General features: G+C 49.6%; 11 protein-coding genes. 5 read left to right on the top strand and 6 right to left on the bottom strand.

Annotated elements, in window-relative coordinates; translation table 11 throughout:
• Positions 1-36 precede the first annotated feature (36 nt).
• Complete coding sequence (locus F0L74_RS32200; RefSeq protein WP_149841977.1) at positions 37-933, top strand: LysR family transcriptional regulator; 897 nt, start codon at positions 37-39, stop codon at positions 931-933.
• 169 nt (positions 934-1,102) lie between these two features.
• Here the strand turns inward: F0L74_RS32200 and F0L74_RS32195 are convergent, their stop codons facing one another.
• The 3 genes from F0L74_RS32195 to F0L74_RS32185 form a co-directional block, all read right to left on the bottom strand.
• On the bottom strand, positions 1,103-1,552 hold the full coding sequence (locus F0L74_RS32195; protein ID WP_149841976.1) for a DUF6934 family protein: 450 nt from the start codon (positions 1,550-1,552) through the stop codon (positions 1,103-1,105).
• Between the two features lie 80 nt (positions 1,553-1,632).
• Positions 1,633-3,981 carry an ABC transporter permease gene (locus F0L74_RS32190; protein ID WP_188316256.1) on the bottom strand — a complete coding sequence of 783 codons (2,349 nt, stop codon included), beginning with the start codon at positions 3,979-3,981 and terminating at the stop codon, positions 1,633-1,635.
• Between the two features lie 36 nt (positions 3,982-4,017).
• Positions 4,018-6,399: an ABC transporter permease gene (locus F0L74_RS32185; protein WP_188316255.1), complete on the bottom strand. Its 2,382-nt coding sequence runs from the start codon at positions 6,397-6,399 to the stop codon at positions 4,018-4,020.
• A 261-nt stretch (positions 6,400-6,660) separates the two neighbouring features.
• Here F0L74_RS32185 and F0L74_RS32180 point away from each other — a divergent pair, with 261 nt between their 5' ends.
• The 4 genes from F0L74_RS32180 (at position 6,661) to F0L74_RS32165 (ending at position 13,669) form a co-directional block, all read left to right on the top strand.
• Complete coding sequence (locus tag F0L74_RS32180) at positions 6,661-7,248, top strand: RNA polymerase sigma factor (protein WP_188316254.1); 588 nt, start codon at positions 6,661-6,663, stop codon at positions 7,246-7,248.
• An 81-nt stretch (positions 7,249-7,329) separates the two neighbouring features.
• Positions 7,330-8,514 (top strand): FecR family protein, encoded by a 1,185-nt coding sequence (locus tag F0L74_RS32175; RefSeq protein WP_149841972.1) that lies wholly within the window; start codon positions 7,330-7,332, stop codon positions 8,512-8,514.
• Positions 8,515-8,960: 446 nt separating this feature from the next.
• The gene (locus F0L74_RS32170) at positions 8,961-12,245 is read left to right on the top strand and encodes a SusC/RagA family TonB-linked outer membrane protein (protein WP_188316253.1); all 3,285 of its coding nucleotides are present in this window, start codon (positions 8,961-8,963) and stop codon (positions 12,243-12,245) included.
• An 11-nt stretch (positions 12,246-12,256) separates the two neighbouring features.
• A complete protein-coding gene (locus F0L74_RS32165) occupies positions 12,257-13,669 on the top strand; it encodes a RagB/SusD family nutrient uptake outer membrane protein (RefSeq protein WP_149841970.1) in 1,413 nt (470 codons plus the stop codon).
• Positions 13,670-13,742: 73 nt separating this feature from the next.
• On the opposite strand, the gene F0L74_RS32160 is transcribed toward F0L74_RS32165, so the two are convergent.
• Genes F0L74_RS32160 through F0L74_RS32150 form a run of 3 tightly spaced genes read right to left on the bottom strand, consistent with a single transcriptional unit; the run spans position 13,743 to position 15,611 of the window.
• Complete coding sequence (locus F0L74_RS32160) at positions 13,743-14,522, bottom strand: Fpg/Nei family DNA glycosylase (protein ID WP_149841969.1); 780 nt, start codon at positions 14,520-14,522, stop codon at positions 13,743-13,745.
• Between the two features lie 5 nt (positions 14,523-14,527).
• The gene (locus F0L74_RS32155) at positions 14,528-15,274 is read right to left on the bottom strand and encodes a hypothetical protein (protein WP_213087119.1); all 747 of its coding nucleotides are present in this window, start codon (positions 15,272-15,274) and stop codon (positions 14,528-14,530) included.
• Positions 15,275-15,293: 19 nt separating this feature from the next.
• Positions 15,294-15,611, bottom strand: a complete 318-nt coding sequence (locus F0L74_RS32150; RefSeq protein WP_149841968.1) for a hypothetical protein — start codon at positions 15,609-15,611, stop codon at positions 15,294-15,296.
• Between the last annotated feature and the right edge of the window lie 10 nt (positions 15,612-15,621).

The raw sequence follows: 15,621 nt of genomic DNA, 5'->3' as shown, positions 1-15,621 counted from the left end.
TATAGCGGTGTATAAATTTATTTATAGATTTGCCGCATGTTGAACTTTGAGTGGTACCGCACCTTTAAGGCTATCTATCAAACCGGCACCCTTACCGGGGCTGCACAGGAGCTGCTGATCTCCCAGCCCAATGTAAGTCAGCACCTATCTTCGCTGGAGGCCTACATAGGGCAGCAGCTATTTGAGCGTAAACCCCGTAAAATGGCGCCAACTGAATACGGCAAACTCTTCTACACCCAGATCATAGAATCTGTAGAGCGGCTGGAAAAAGTAGAAACACATTTCAGGCATGATTGTTTATGCCGCCAGCTGCCGCTCACTAACATTGGCGCGCCCAAGGAATTTTTCCATGCGCGGCTGGCCGGTAATATCAGCGCTATGCCCGCGCCCATTGTCATGGAATTTGGCGTTACCAGGGGGCTGATGCAGCGCCTGCAGAAAGGCGAGCTGCAGTTTGTGTTCGCTACCCAGCAAACGGAAGAAAAACATATTGTATATGAGCAGGTGCTGGGGGAGCAGTTTCTGCTGGTAGGTAACCCTGCGCTGGATACCGCTGTTTTTGATGAGTATATTGCCGGCAATGAGCTCAATAAGGCGGAACAATGGTTAAACGCCCTGCCGTGGTTTGCTTATTCCAGCGATCTGATGATCATCCGCCGTTTCTGGCTGGAGAATTTCCGGAAACGGCCGTCTTTGCGGCCGCAGTTTATTGTACCGGATTTTGATGCCATTTTAAAGGCGATTGCGCTGGGCAATGGGGTAACGATTGCCACGGATTATCTTGTCAATGATAAGCTGGCGCAGGGGCAGCTAAAGTTGATTTGGAAGGGGGCTGTGGAAACGCGGAATACGATCTACCTGGCGTATGATAGAACGAAGGTGAGTAGTGGGGAGTTGGAGATGGTAAAAGGGTTATTTACGCCGCTTCCGTAAGGCTTTGGGTAGGCCGTGGGCTTGCAGGAAGGCTGCGGCTTGCTGGTTCTTTTTTACAAAGAAGGGATCATTGGCATAGCTTTCAAGTTGTTCGTTTACTTTGACTATGACCTTTGTGGTTTTGGTGGTATTTGAAAGAGTTATACCCATTGTTATGCAATTTAAGACTTTATTTACGTTTAGCCAAAAATGCAGCATAAGCTCCATCAGGTTTAAATGGTTCCCATTGATCTTTGATGAAACCGTAAATATCAAAGATGCCGCTGATCTCATTATGATGTTTTGCAATGCTCATTCGATATAATCTGGTGCGTGAGGCTGTACTGCCTTGTGCAAATATGAGAGCGCCCGGGTAGTGATCAGTAAAGGCTATCACTGTGGCCGCTACCGTCGCCAGTATCTTATCCCGATCACCATTGTTACTAACTGAAAAGTCGTCAATGGTACCTGTTTGTATGTTTATATCCCCAAATGCAAGATTATACACAGGCTCAGGTTTTTCCTGTATCCTCGTGTACTCGATGATCTTCATAATATGACCATTACATCCATCACTATGGAATTTATAAATTAAATATTGCGGGTTCGTTTCGTACAGAAAATATCTATCAAGCTGCATGTTTCCTAAAACGGGTTACAGCCGCAATAATAAATAACTATCACACAGTAAATAGTTAATCCACTATTAATGCGCATTATTTACTCTGCCCGCAAACTCTCCGCCGGCGGTATCAACGCTGCTCTGATCCCTTGCCAGCTTACCGTTGCCAGTGCTACCACCAATGCCGTTACCCCGCCTGCGGCAAACATCCACCAGGATAAATTAATATGATATTCAAAGCTGGTAAGCAGCATATGCATACCCCAACCCGCCAGCGGCGCAGCCACCACAAATGCGATCAATACCGGCTTTATAAACTCCCAGGAAAGCATCAGCCAGATCTTGGCCACGCCAGCGCCAAATACTTTGCGGATACCTATCTCTTTGGTACGCCTTTCCGCCAGGAAGGCTGATAATCCAAACAATCCCAGGCAGGAAATAAATATGGCCAGTATACCTGTTAGAGACAGCACCTGCCCGGTAGCGCGGATGCCCGTGAATTTCTTTTCATAAATATCTTTCGTGAAATGGAACTCAAACGGATAGGAGGGATGATGTTTTTTAACTGTCTTTTCTACCCTGGCCATGGTCTGTTGCCAATGGTCATTATTAGCCAGCCGGATAAAGAAGTGATTCATGCCGCCTGTACCCAGGTAAACGGCTAATGGACCGGGGCTGTTAAAAGCGTCATTAAAACTAAAATCAGCCACTACGCCTATTACGGCATAATTGCCCAGCATGGCGCCTATTACCGGCTCCTTTAAGCCCATACGTTTTACGGCGGCCTGGTTAAGGATAACGCCCAGGCTATCGCTACCATATGCCGTGCTAAAGTCCCTGCCTGCTATGATCCTGGCGCCGGTGGTGCGTGCCCAGTCATATTGCACATGGCTGATGTTGATCATAAAGTTCTGATCTGCTGTTTTGCCCGGCCAGTTGATATCATTGGTAGCGCCGCCATACTGTACCATATTGTCTGTGCTGGCTGATACGCTTTTGATGCCGGGGATCTGCAGCAGCTCTTCTTTGAGTATGGCAAACCCGTTGCCCATATCGCCGGAGGCAGGGATCTCCACCAGGTTATCCTGTTCATAACCAATAGGCCGGTTCTCAATATAGGCTTGCTGTTTAAAGATCACAATGGTGGTAATGATCAGGGCAATGGAGATAATGAACTGGAAAGTTACCAGCCCTTTGCGTAGCAGCCCGCCTTTTTTGCCGTTGCCTGTTACGCCTTTTAATACCCGTACCGGCTCAAACGCGCTGAGGAAAAAGGCCGGGTAACTGCCGGATACCAAACCGGTAAGCACGGCCAGGCCTAACAACACGCCCACGGTTTGCCAGTCTGTAAAGGAAAGCGTTAGGTTGCCGCCAATAGCATGGTTGATACTGGGTAGTATCAGCCAGGCGAATAATACGGCCAATATAAAAGCGGCCAGCGTAGTGGTGAGTGCTTCTGTAAGGAATTGCAGGATCACCTGCCTGCGGGATGCGCCCAATGTTTTTCTTACGCCTACTTCGCGGGCGCGGTGCATGGAGCGTGCGGTGGAGAGGTTCATGAAATTTACGCAGGCGATCAGCAGTATAAACAGGCCTATGGCACTTAACAGGATAATTATTTCAATGCGTCCGCCATTGGGTTTACCGTTCTTAAAGCTGCCGAATAATTGTAGATCATGATAGGGGTAGGCAAAAAGGCGTGTATCCTTATTGTCCGTTTTGGGCAGTATGATAGCGGTCAGCTTTTTGTTCAGAGCGGCCATATTTACGCCTGGTTGCAGGGATACATAGGTAGCCAATATATAACTGTTCCATTCGCTGACCAGCCGCTGGTTCTGTTGTTCAAACATGCGGAAGGGCAGCACCACATTAAACCGCAGGGAGCTGTTGGCGGGGATGTCCCGTATAACTGCGGCTACCTTCAGATCGTATTCATTATTGTGGCGGATGATCTTACCTACGGCGTTTTCATCACCAAAAAGTTTATGCGCGGTAGCTTCCGTGATGATGATATTACCTGTTTCCTGTAAAGCGCTTATAGGGCTGCCCATCACCGCCGGAAACCGGAAAATGTTAAAGAAGTCCGGTTCTGCAAACATGCCCTGTTCATAAATGCTTTTGTCGCCATAGGTAAGCAACTGCCGGCTGGTGGAGCTGGTGCGGGCTATATGCGTTATTTCCGGCAGTTGGCCACGTAAAGCATCTGCCAGCGGGCCGCAGGTTGAGCTGCCGGTGAAGATCCTGCCTTCCTGGGGCTGGTTCATCATCAGCAGGTGTATATCTGCCAGGTTGTGATGAAATTTATCCTTGTCCAGGTCCTGCTTGATCAGCAGAAAGATCAGGATAGCGGCGGCCAGCCCAATGGCCAGGCCAAATATGTTGATCAGGGACGATAGCCTGTTTTTTATCAGGCTGCGTTTGGCGATGTTAAAATAATTCCGGAGCATGCAACAATATTTTTGGTTGATAAAACGGATCATGTGTTATTCACTCCGCAAACTCTTCACCGGATCCATCAACGCTGCTTTTACGGACTGCAGGCCAATAGTGCACAGCGCGATAAAGATCATAGACCCGCCGGCGGTGATAAATACCCACCAGGGGATCGTAATGCGGTATACGAAGTCCTGCAGCCATTGATCCATCGTCCACCAGGCAATAGGCGTAGCAATGATGATGGCAATGACCACCAGACGGATGAAGTCGCGGGCCAGCAGGTGTATAATACCGCTTACGCTGGAGCCCAGTACTTTGCGGATACCTATTTCCCGGGTGCGGCGGGATACGTTATAAGCGGTAAGGCCCAGCAGCCCTAAGCAGGTAATGAAGATGGTGAATATAGAGAAGATATTCACGATCTCGCCCAGGCGCTGATCCGCCTGGTATTGCTGGTTAAACATTTCGTCCAGGAAATAGTATTCAAACGGATGTTCTTTAAACTGGGCCTGCCATTTTTTCTCCACAGCAGCCAGCGTGTGGGGCAGATCTGTGCTTTTTATTTTCAGCGCAAAATAACCTGCGGCATTATTCATATAAAAATGGATCATGGGTAGCAGGGCTTCCTTTAACGAACGCTGATGATAGTTTTTTATAACGCCCACTACGGTGGAGTATCCTCCCCAGAAATTCAGCTTTTGCCCGATGGCTTCTTCCGGGCTGCGGAACCCTAAGCGTTTGCAGGCTTCTTCGTTAATAACCAGTTCCCGGTTGTTGGGCGTGCCCGCTACAAAATTGCGGCCGGCGGCCATCTTTATATTCATAGTGGGTATAAAGTCCGCGTCAATGCCATAGAGGTAGTAGTTATAGCTGGATTTGCCGTTATCGCCCTGCCGCGTTACATGCGAGGTGGTGGACAGATATTCCAGTCCCTGGCCAGGCATAGAGCCGCCCATCGCTACTTTTTGAACGCCGCTCAGCTGCTGCAATTCGCTTTTGAATGCAGGGGCGCTGGTGCTGTCATGCTGCAGCTCTGGCGCCCGCAATACCAGCACCTGGTCTATATTCATACCCAGGTTTTGATGGCGCATGTATGAAAGCTGCTGGTATACGATCAGGGAGGCCACCAGTACTACAGATGCAATGGTGAACTGGCCTACTACCAGCGTTTTGCGCAGGCTGCCGCCTTTTAATGCGTTTGTAAAGCTGCGGCTAAGGGCACTCACCGCTTTGGCGGATGACAGTGCATAGGCCGGGTACAGGCCGGATAATAAACCGTTTAATACAAACAGCGCAGTACTGATACCCCAGAAACCGGCGCTGGTAAAAATACCCGCCGCGGCCACCTTACCTACAATACCAGCATAGAACGGCATGGCTATCCAGATCAGTACCAGGGCTAGTGAAAAGGCCAGTACGTTAATAATAAGCGATTCCGCAAAGAACTGTTTTATCAGCAGCCATTGCGATGCGCCCAGGATCTTCTTGATGCTGGCTTCTTTTAACCGCTCCGCAGACCGGGCAGTAGTAAGGTTCACATAATTAATGGTGCCTATCAGCAGTATCAGAAAGGCTACGATCAGCAGGAACTGTACGGTCTTTACATCACTATTCACTTCCGGCTCGAATGTTTTTTTGGAATGGAGATGTATATCTTTTATCGGTTCTGCCGTGTAGATCTTATCCCTTAACTGGGTTTGCGCTTTGCAAAGCGCCGCCAGCTTGGCATTAAAAGCGGATAGGTTAACGCCGGGCTGCATCTCCAGGTAGAGGAAATTATTATTGCTATTCCAGCTATCGAGGTCGATTCCCAGTTCAGTCACAAAATGAAAAGAAAGCAGTATATCGTATTTAAGGTGGGTATTGCCCGGCTGGTCTTTGATAATGCCGGCTACCGTTACGTTTCTGCCTCTCAGGGTAAGGGTTTGGCCAACCGGATCCCTGTCGCCAAAGTATTTACGAGCCGTGGAGGCGGTTAATATGGCATCGTCAGGGCCTTTTAAAGCCCGGGAAGGATCGCCCTTGATAAATTCACAATTGAATATGGAGAACATGGAAGAGTCTGCGGCATAGATCCGCTCCTGCAGGAATGCCTGGTGTTGCGGGGTGGTTACTTCACTCAACCCTATACGCTGTATACGTACATAATCCTTTACCTCCGGCAGCTGAGATTTGAGTAAAGGCGCCAGGGGCGGATGGGTTTCACAATCGGTGGTAATAAAGGCCCCATCCTTATACATGTTCAGCGTTACCCGGTAAATATGATCCGCTTTTTTATAGAAGTTCTCATAACTGCGCTCAAACTGCACATAATGGATAATGAGCAGGAAAGCGGCCATGGCGATGGCCAGTCCTGTTACATTAATGATAGTATAGAAGCGGTCTTTCCGTAGATTACGCCCGGCAATTTTCAGATCGTTATAAGGCATGTCCGTAAAAGAATGAGTTGACAGTAAGTTACAGTCTTTGTGCCAGTTATATAGATGCCTCATTTTCAGGGGAAAAGACGCGTTTTAACAGGGCGGTTTGTCCGGAAACGGACAATGCCTGTTCGATTATGGAATGGCGCCGTCCGGTCCTGAAATAGCTATACAGCGCCCCGGCGGCCAACAAATAATAGTTTTCTATATTCAACTGTAAATCAGTATATTAGTAGTGATGATTTATCTGATCTGTAACGACCACTGATATTGAAAGCATTATTTAACGAGGAGCCAACTTTACTGCAGCAACTGGCGGACGGACAAACTACGGCTTTCACGGCCATCTACAATCAATACTATCCTGAGCTCTATTACCTGGCTAAACGGCTGGCCGCGGACGCCGCCCCGGATATCGTGGCGGAGGTCTTTATCCAGCTGTGGACACAGCGTAAGCTGTTCGAGAATGACCGCCATCTGCTGGCTTACCTGCGGGTCATGACCCGTAATGCCTGTTATGATCTGCTCAAAAAACAGCAGCGGGACATGCAGCATATGCGGGCGTTGCTGCATATAAGTGAGCAGGAGCACGAGGACCAGTACTTCCGCGAGATCATAGAAGGCCGTTTATTCACCCTTATCCGCGCAGAGATCGACCAACTGCCACCGCATATACGCGAGGTGTTTAAGCTGGCTTATATTGATGGCCTCAAGAACGCGGAAATTGCCCGGCAACTGAACATGAAAGACGCCTCTGTACGGGTGCGTAAGGCCGAAGCGCTGAAGATCTTAAGGGCTACCCTCTACCGCACGGAATTGATCATCATCATAAAAATGGCCGTTTGGGTAAATCCCTGAAAAAAAATTCATTTTTCTCCGTAACAATCCGGCAGGCCCTCAGTATATATAGTAGAAAGCACCGGATAGCGAACTTACTTTATGAGTGATACACTGGAACGAATACCGATCTTGATCGCAAAGCTGTTGAAGCAGGAAGCAAATGAACAGGAATTGATGGAGCTGGAAGATTGGAAACGGGCTTCGGCAGCGAATGCAGCGGCATTGGAAGAAATGTTGCACGAGGGGTATGTAGAAAACGGATTAAGGGAGCTGGAGGCTGCAAAGAGAAGGTCTGATCAGTTATTGATAGCAGCGGGCATTCCGCTGGGCCTGGGGAACGCGCCGGCGCCTGTACATAAGGTTTCGATCCTGCACAGGTTCCGGTGGGTGGCAGCGGCGGCGGTGTTAGTGCTGGCAATTGGAGTAGGGGGCTACTATTGGTTACAGCAAACACATAGCCAGCAGGACCTCACAGCAGAGGTGATCCTGCCGGGCGGCCACAAAGCTATGCTTACGCTGGCAGATGGATCGGAGGTAATGCTGGACAGTACGGGTGGCCTTGCCATCAGACAAGGTCACACCGCTATCCGGCAACAGGGCGGCCAGCTATACTACTACACGGAGGGTACGCCGGAAGCGGCGGGCTATAATAAGCTAACCACTCCTATTGGCGGCCAGTTCCGGGTAACGCTGCCGGATGGCACCAAAGTATGGCTGAATGCAGCTTCCTCCTTACGCTACCCCACCGCCTTTACGGCCGGGGACCGGGTAGTGGAAGTAACCGGGGAGGCCTATTTTGAGGTGATGCAGAATGCTACCCAGCCATTTAAAGTAAAGGTGAACAATGAGAGCACAACTATAATAGAGGTTCTGGGAACGGATTTTAATGTGAATGCCTATACGGATGAACCATCCATTACTACCACCCTGCTTGAAGGGGCTGTAAGAGTGCGCGCCGGCAACCGGCAGGCGGCCTTGACGCCGGGACAGCAGGCGCAGGTGAACAAAGGGAGCAACATAAAGATTGTGAACAATGCAGACCTTTCAGCAGCGGTGGCATGGAAAGATGGGATCTTCTATTTCAAGGATGCGGACCTTCCCACGGTATTACGTCAGATAGGGCGCTGGTACAATGTGGAGATCGTATATGAGGGAGCCGTGCCTGCCCAGTCCTTCCGGGGTAAACTGGGCCGGGACCTTAGCCTGGCGGATGTAGTGGAAGCGCTGCAACGCTCAGAAGTAAAATGCAGGGTGGAAGGCAGGAAACTGATCGTTGCCCCCTGAGCCAACAATGGGAATAACATGCCAACATATAGACAGGAATAGAACAGTGAACAATAAACTATCTGGTAAAGTACGCGCTACAGCTCCAAAAAAGTTGAAACAAGTAGTAGGGTTTAACAACAGATAGATCATCATCAGTAGAAAAAAAGCCGCTACGGGGCCTAATCCGTGGCGGCTTATCATCTGGCCAACAGCAAAAACGTAAGCTTGAATTACTATTTTTTAATCAGCCAAACATTTGCAAGTTATGCAAAAAAACGAGTATTGTAGCCAGCCTATCCCTTTACCACTTCAGGGTAAACAGTATCATCCGGGCTGGTATTCAAGCAATGTGCTGTCTGGCCTGAGATGGATCTACTGCAGGGCAGTATGGCCCTACCGGGCAGGCAGGCACCCTAACAGTGAATGCCATGAGAATAATGTGCGTTTTTTTAACGGCAATTATTTTGCAGATCAGCGCTCGCGTAGCGGCGCAGTCTGTTACCTTTTCCGGGAAGAATGTGGCGTTGGAAAAGGTGCTTACCAGTATAGAATCGCAAACTAATTACGTATTCTTTTATAACGAGGCATTGGTCCGCGATGCCCTCCCAGTAACTATTACCGTAAGCCATATCCCTTTGGAGACATTCTTGAAGGATGTGTTCAAGAACCAATCGTTAGATTATACAATCAAGGGAAAAACGATTGTTATCAGCCGGAAGCATACTCCCCCGGTATCGGCGCCCGCCAATAGACAGGCCGGGGGAGAGCCGGCAAACAAATACCGCATCTTTGAGGGCATGGTATTAAGCGCGGCCGCTGAGGACCCGCTGGCAGCCGTGAGCATACGGGTAAAGAACAAACCCAACAGCGGCGCCCATACCAATGAAAAGGGCCGCTTTGCCATCCGGGCCAGTGTGGGGGATGTGCTGATCGTATCTACCCTGGGCTACGAAACCCAGGAAGTATCCCTGGCCAATACCAATCTGCTGCTGCTTTTGCTGCAGCCATCCAACTCCAGCCTGGATGAAGTACAGATCACCGCCTACGGTACTACCAGCAAAAGACTCACCACCGGCAGCATATTTACCGTAAGAGGAGAAGAGATTGCCCGTAACCCGGTGCCTAATGTATTACAAGCATTACAAGGCCGGGTGCCGGGTTTGTTTATACAGCAGCAAAGCGGCCTGCCGGCTACGCCGGTGAGTATTTTCATACGGGGCAAAAGCTCGCTGAGCTTCACCGCCAGGCCCCTGATCGTTATTGATGGCGTTAGCTACCCGGATGGTAACCTGCCCTTTAATTATTTTAACCTTACGCCCGGTATATTACAGGGAGGCAATATCCTGGATTATTTAAATCCTTCGCTTATAGAACAGGTAGAAGTGCTGAAAGATGCGGACGCTACCTCTATTTTTGGCTCCCGGGGGGCTTATGGCGTGATACTGATCACCACCAAAAGAGGCAAGCCCGGCAAACCCCAGCTTAGCTTTAGCGCCCGGAGTGGTTTTATGGAAAGAGGCACTACCGTAAAGCTGCTCAATACCCAACAGTACCTGCTGTTACGGCGGGAGGCGTTAAAGAATAATAATGCGCAGCCCGGCCCGGCGGATCTGGATATAAACGGTACCTGGCCGGAAGACCGGTATACCGACTGGCAAAACCTGTTCACCGGATCACACGGGCAAACCAGTGACCTGAACCTCAACTATTCCGGCAGCGCTGGCAATACCACTTTTCTGCTGGGCGGTAATTTCCGGCGGCTGGAGAGCGTGCAGCGTAAATCCGGCGACCTGAAATCCGGGGGAATGAATTTTAATATCACTACCGCCACGCCTAATCAGAAACTATCGCTGTTCCTGTCTGCCATCTATAACAGCACGGTGAATAAGATCATACCGGTAGATTTTACCAATAATAACAATAGCAATTTTGCTGCGCCTAATGCCCCATCGGCCTTTTTGCCGGATGGCAGCATTAACTGGGCGCCGGATGCGCTGGTTAGTCCTGCAGATTCTACCAGTCTTAGCCTGGCATCCCCTTTCGCGCTGCTCTATAACAATACCACTAACAGCCTTACCTCCAGTATGGAGCTTAAGTATATGCCGGTAACAGGTCTTACCCTGCGCGCTACGGTTGGCTATTTTAATGCGCAAGGCAAACAGTTCATCGGGCAGCCTACCGCCTTCTTTAATCCCCGCAGTACTTTCCTGACCACCAGCTCGCTGAATACCTATAACCTCCGTACCTGGAGCCTGGACCCCAATATCAATTATATTGCCCCGCTGGGCCCTAGCGGCACGCTGAGCGCTACGGCCGGCGCTACGCTGATGGACCGGCTTTCTTACCGGCAAAGCGTTACAGGGTCCGGGTTTATCAGCGATGCCCAGTTGTATAATCCGTCGGCGGCGCCACCGGGCAATGTAGCCACGGTCTATATGCAAACACCCGGTAAATATCTGGGCTATTTTGGCATACTTAACTATAACCTGGCTAACAAGTATATCGTAAATGGCCAGCTGCGGTATGATGGCTCTACGCGGTTTGGGCGTAATAAGCAGTTTGGCGTTTTTGGCTCTGTAGGGGTAGCATGGAACATCAGTGAGGAGCCGTGGTTCCGCAGGCTGCTGCCCGTGGTGAATTTTGCCAAGCTAAGGGCCAGCTGGGGCACTGTAGGTGGGGATGCTATCCAGGACTATCAGTTCCTGAATACCTACACGTATAACACATTATCCACTTACCAGGGAGATCCCAGCCTGATACCGCTTACGTTGGCCAATCCGGACCTGGAGTTTGAGAAGAACACAAAACGGGAACTGGGGCTTTCTATTGAAGTGCTGAAGGGAAAGCTGGCGCTGGATCTGAATTATTATAACAATACCACCAGCAACCAGTTGCTTACCCAGCCACTGGCTTCTACTACCGGTTATTCCAGCATCACAAAGAACTCGCCCGGCATTATCAAAAGTTATGGTTGGGAAGTGGTGCTGAATACTGTAAATATGCGCACCCGCAACTTTACCTGGACCACCAGCCTGAATATATCCATCCCAAAGAATATACTGGTGGCCTATCCTTCAGACGAAATATTAACACAGACCAGTCTTAAGGAAGGCGCCTCTACCCAGGGGCAGAAGCTGTATAAATATGCAGGGGTAGATCCGCAAACGGGCAATTACACTTTTTATAAGGAAGGGGTAAAAGGGGAATGGACCTTTGTTTCCGGTGGCGCACTGGATGAGATAAAAGACAAAACGGAGTTTGTAGACCTGGCGCCCAAATATTTTGGCGGCCTGCAGAATACGCTGCAGTACAAAAACTTTTCGCTCACGTTCCTGTTCAGTTTCACCAACCGGATGGCCAGGACTTATATGGGATCGCAGGTCTTTCATTTTGGCTTTATGGGCAGGAATGGACCTGCTTCGCTTTTACGCCGCTGGCAGCGCCCGGGCGATATTACTGATGTGGCAAAAGTAACTACTGGCCCGCCCATCCTGTTTAACCAGTTTAATTTTTACAATAGCACGGGGGCTTATGCCAATGCGGGTTATGCCAGGCTCAATAACCTCAGCCTTACTTATACGCTCCCTGCTACTGTACTAAAAAAGACGCATATCAGCAGGCTAAGTGTTTTTCTGCAAGGGCAGAACCTTTTAACAATAACTGGTTATAAAGATTGGGATCCGGAAAACCTGGGCGCCGGCGTGGCGCCGTTACGGATATATACAGCCGGGGTAAATATGGATCTATAAAGGAGTACTGCATGAAATGGAAATATACATATTGTTTAGTGATCTTGTTGCTCACCGGCTGCCGGGACTACCTGGAAATACCATTGCCGGCCAACCAGGTGGCAGGCAGCGGTGCTTATGATTCTGACCGGTCCTGTGCCGCCGTGATGAACGGGATATATTCCCAGTTAATGTCCGGGCAGATGATGGACGGCGCCGGCGTAGGTTACCGCGCAGGGCTGTATACAGATGAACTGCAGGACCTGGGGCTATCTCCCATCTTTGATGTAGATGAGCTGGCGCTGTATGCTAATAATGTGCAGCCTGGCAATACAGATAATCCCTGGGAACAGCTGTATTTCAGGATCTATACCTGCAACCTGGCTATTGAAGGCATTACGGCTAATAATACCGGGGCACTGCATTTTAAGGATCAATGGCTGGGAGAGGCTTATTTTATGCGCGCTTTCCTGCATTTTTATTTAGCGGCGTTGTATGGAGATGCCGTAGTAGCCACCACATCAGATTACACCGTGATCAATACCATCCCCCGCAGCCCGGTAAACGAGGTATACCAGCAGGTGATCAAAGACCTGCAACAGGCGCAGCAACTGTTAAGCGTGGAGTATAAAGACGGCAAAGGCACAGTCACTCTTAACCGGGGCCGGCCCAATAAAGCGGCAGCTGCCGCTTTGCTGGCGCGCGTTTACCTCTATACCGGCAATTGGGCAGGGGCGGCTGCACAGGCTACTACGCTGATTGAAAATGCCGCCTTCCAACTTGTGCCACCGGCGCAAACCTTTCTTACTGCCAGCCCGGAAACTATCTGGTCCCTGGCGCCGGATATGGCTGCGATCGTAGATGATTACAGCGTTTATTACAATGATATTCCGGATGTGGTAACATCTTTTCCTGCCAGTAACGTATTCGTTGCCATGAGCGACAGCCTGGCGGCCGCTTTTGAACCGGGTGACGCCCGCAAAACGGAATGGGCAAAAACAGTTAGTTCCAATACGCTTACCTATGTATTCCCTTCTAAGTATAAGTCCAAAACGCCGGGCGAGGAGTACCTGGTATTATTCCGCCTGGCGGAGCAATACCTGATACGTGCGGAGGCCCGTGCGCAGCTGGGGCAGGTTACGGGCGCCAACAGCGCTCAGCAGGATATAGATGTGGTAAGGGCCAGGGCTGCACTGCCCGGCACTACAGCAGCCACGCAATCAGCTATGCTGACTGCCATAGATCATGAAAGACGGGTAGAATTGTTTGCGGAAGCAGGCCATCGCCTGTTTGATCTGAGAAGAAGGAATACGCTCAATACGATTATGACCATCATCACGCCGCAGAAAGGAGGAAGGGGCTGGCAGCCTTATATGCAGTGGTGGCCCATCCCTGTAGAAGATCTTAAAGCCAATCCATCATTAAAACAAACCACAGGTTATTAGCAACTGCCGGAGCGTACGTGTATACAGCGCCCCGGTACATGCAGCCCCGTTACTCATCCGGTAACGGGGATTTTTATTTGTATAATTCCTGTTCTTCTGTATAATAGGTTTTACGCCCGCCAACAGTTTTATGCTGGATGGCAGCGCCTTTTGGGCTATGTGTTTTATGAGGGTTATGGATATCCATAAAATCCCGTATCTCCCCGCTGATAATATCCGGATGTTCTTTAAGGATGTGTTTTTCCGCGTTGTGCAATACCTCTTTGATGGATTTGGCCAGGGCCTTGATGCTGGCTTCCGGGATCTTATTGGCGGCAGAAAAAGGAGAGATGCCGGCATCCCAAAGGATCTCATCCGCGTAGGCATTGCCAATGCCGCGGATAATGTTTTGATCCAGCAGCACGTTCTTTACCGCTGCTTTGGTGCTTTGCAGCTGTTCTGTAAGGAAGGCGGCTGTCATTTTGGGAGATAGGGCGTCTATGGCTTCTCTGTCTTCCGGGTTCAGCGTGGGGGTGGCTTGTCCAAACCCGTCTGTCATGGCTAAACCGGTACCATCATCAAACAGTAAGGCAATAACGGTATGTTTGTGATCATTCTTGTTTTCGAACAGGTGCAGTTGTCCGCGTAGCATTAAATGCAGGCCCAATACATCACCGTCCTTAAAATCAAGATGCAGTTCTTTTCCCACCCGGTGCACTTTCTGTAGCTTTTGTCCCTGCAGGGTGGACTGCAGGGATTTAACGGAAACATTCAGTTTCTTATCATTGGGCACGGTGACTTTTTCCAGTGTTTTGCCTGCCAGCTTTTTATCCAGGTTACGGCTAAATACCTGCAGGTCCGGTAATTCGGGCATAGCGTTTATTTTTTGTTATACCATTGCAAGATAGATTGTCCAATGGCCTGTACAAATTTTTTATCTGGCGTGTTATCTATTTTCCAGCCACTTTTCAGGTAGCGGATAATGCCGGTTGGTTCATCATTCAGGATCACATCCAGTTTGGTACAAACCCCATCCAGGCAGGTTTGGGTAATGGGGATGGCTTCACCTTTGTAGGTTTTGCCATTATAATCAAATTCCACGGGAATGGGCTCCTGTTCCAGCTGTTTGATGAGCTCCTGTAAAAAGGCCACCAGGTGTTTACGCTGGGTATGGGCGCTAACGCTCCATTTCTCACTATCTGCCCGTTTATGCGCCAACTTGAATTTCAGGCCCGTCATGGAAGTGGTATAGTCATCTGCATTGAGCTTGCGTACATTTTGGTGGGCGAATATGTACCAGTGATAGGCAGTGCCCACCGGTACACCGGAACCGGGAGGGGCTTTACCTGCCCTGCGTTTGGTAACGGCGTAAGCGATCTCCCACAGATCGGGTGTGATCTTTGTCTCATGCCATTCGCCTTTATCATAATACCATTTGTGGCTTTTACCCACCTTCATGCCGGTATAACGCTGGCCTTCAAATTCCTTGAACTGGTCGTAGGTAACAGACAGGTCCTTGAGGGCTTCTTTTTTCTTTTTGGTAGCAGGCGCTTTTTCCGTGGCAGTGGTCTTTTTAACGGGCTTCCGTTTGGGCGCCGCCTTGCGCTTTTTTACTGTTGTAGCCATAAGAATAAGTTTAATGCGCTTATTGGGTATATGCTTCCACAGTTCCTTTGTCAAAGCAGTAAATGAACCTGCTTTCTGTATGGAAGATAGGATCAACGGACATGGGCGTACCGGTGGTTTCGTCGATGGTTTGGCCATCTGTGTGCATTTCTACTAACCTGCGTACGTCTGGCGTGGCATTCCAGTTATCAGAGCTGAAGAGCGTAAAACGGACCTTGTCTTTATCATGATCTACCCGCTCTACTCTCACTACAAAAGTGAACGGGCCGTATTTGCGCCTCAGCTCATCAATAGCCTCGCTTTTTACCAGGTATAATTCTCCGGGTACTAATTGCATACGGCGTTTT

The organism is Chitinophaga agrisoli (assembly GCF_008386695.1).
Classification (GTDB): Bacteria; Bacteroidota; Bacteroidia; order Chitinophagales; family Chitinophagaceae; genus Chitinophaga; species Chitinophaga agrisoli.
The sequence above is the reverse complement of the archived record's forward strand: the minus strand, read 5'-3'. Positions and strand labels throughout refer to the sequence as shown.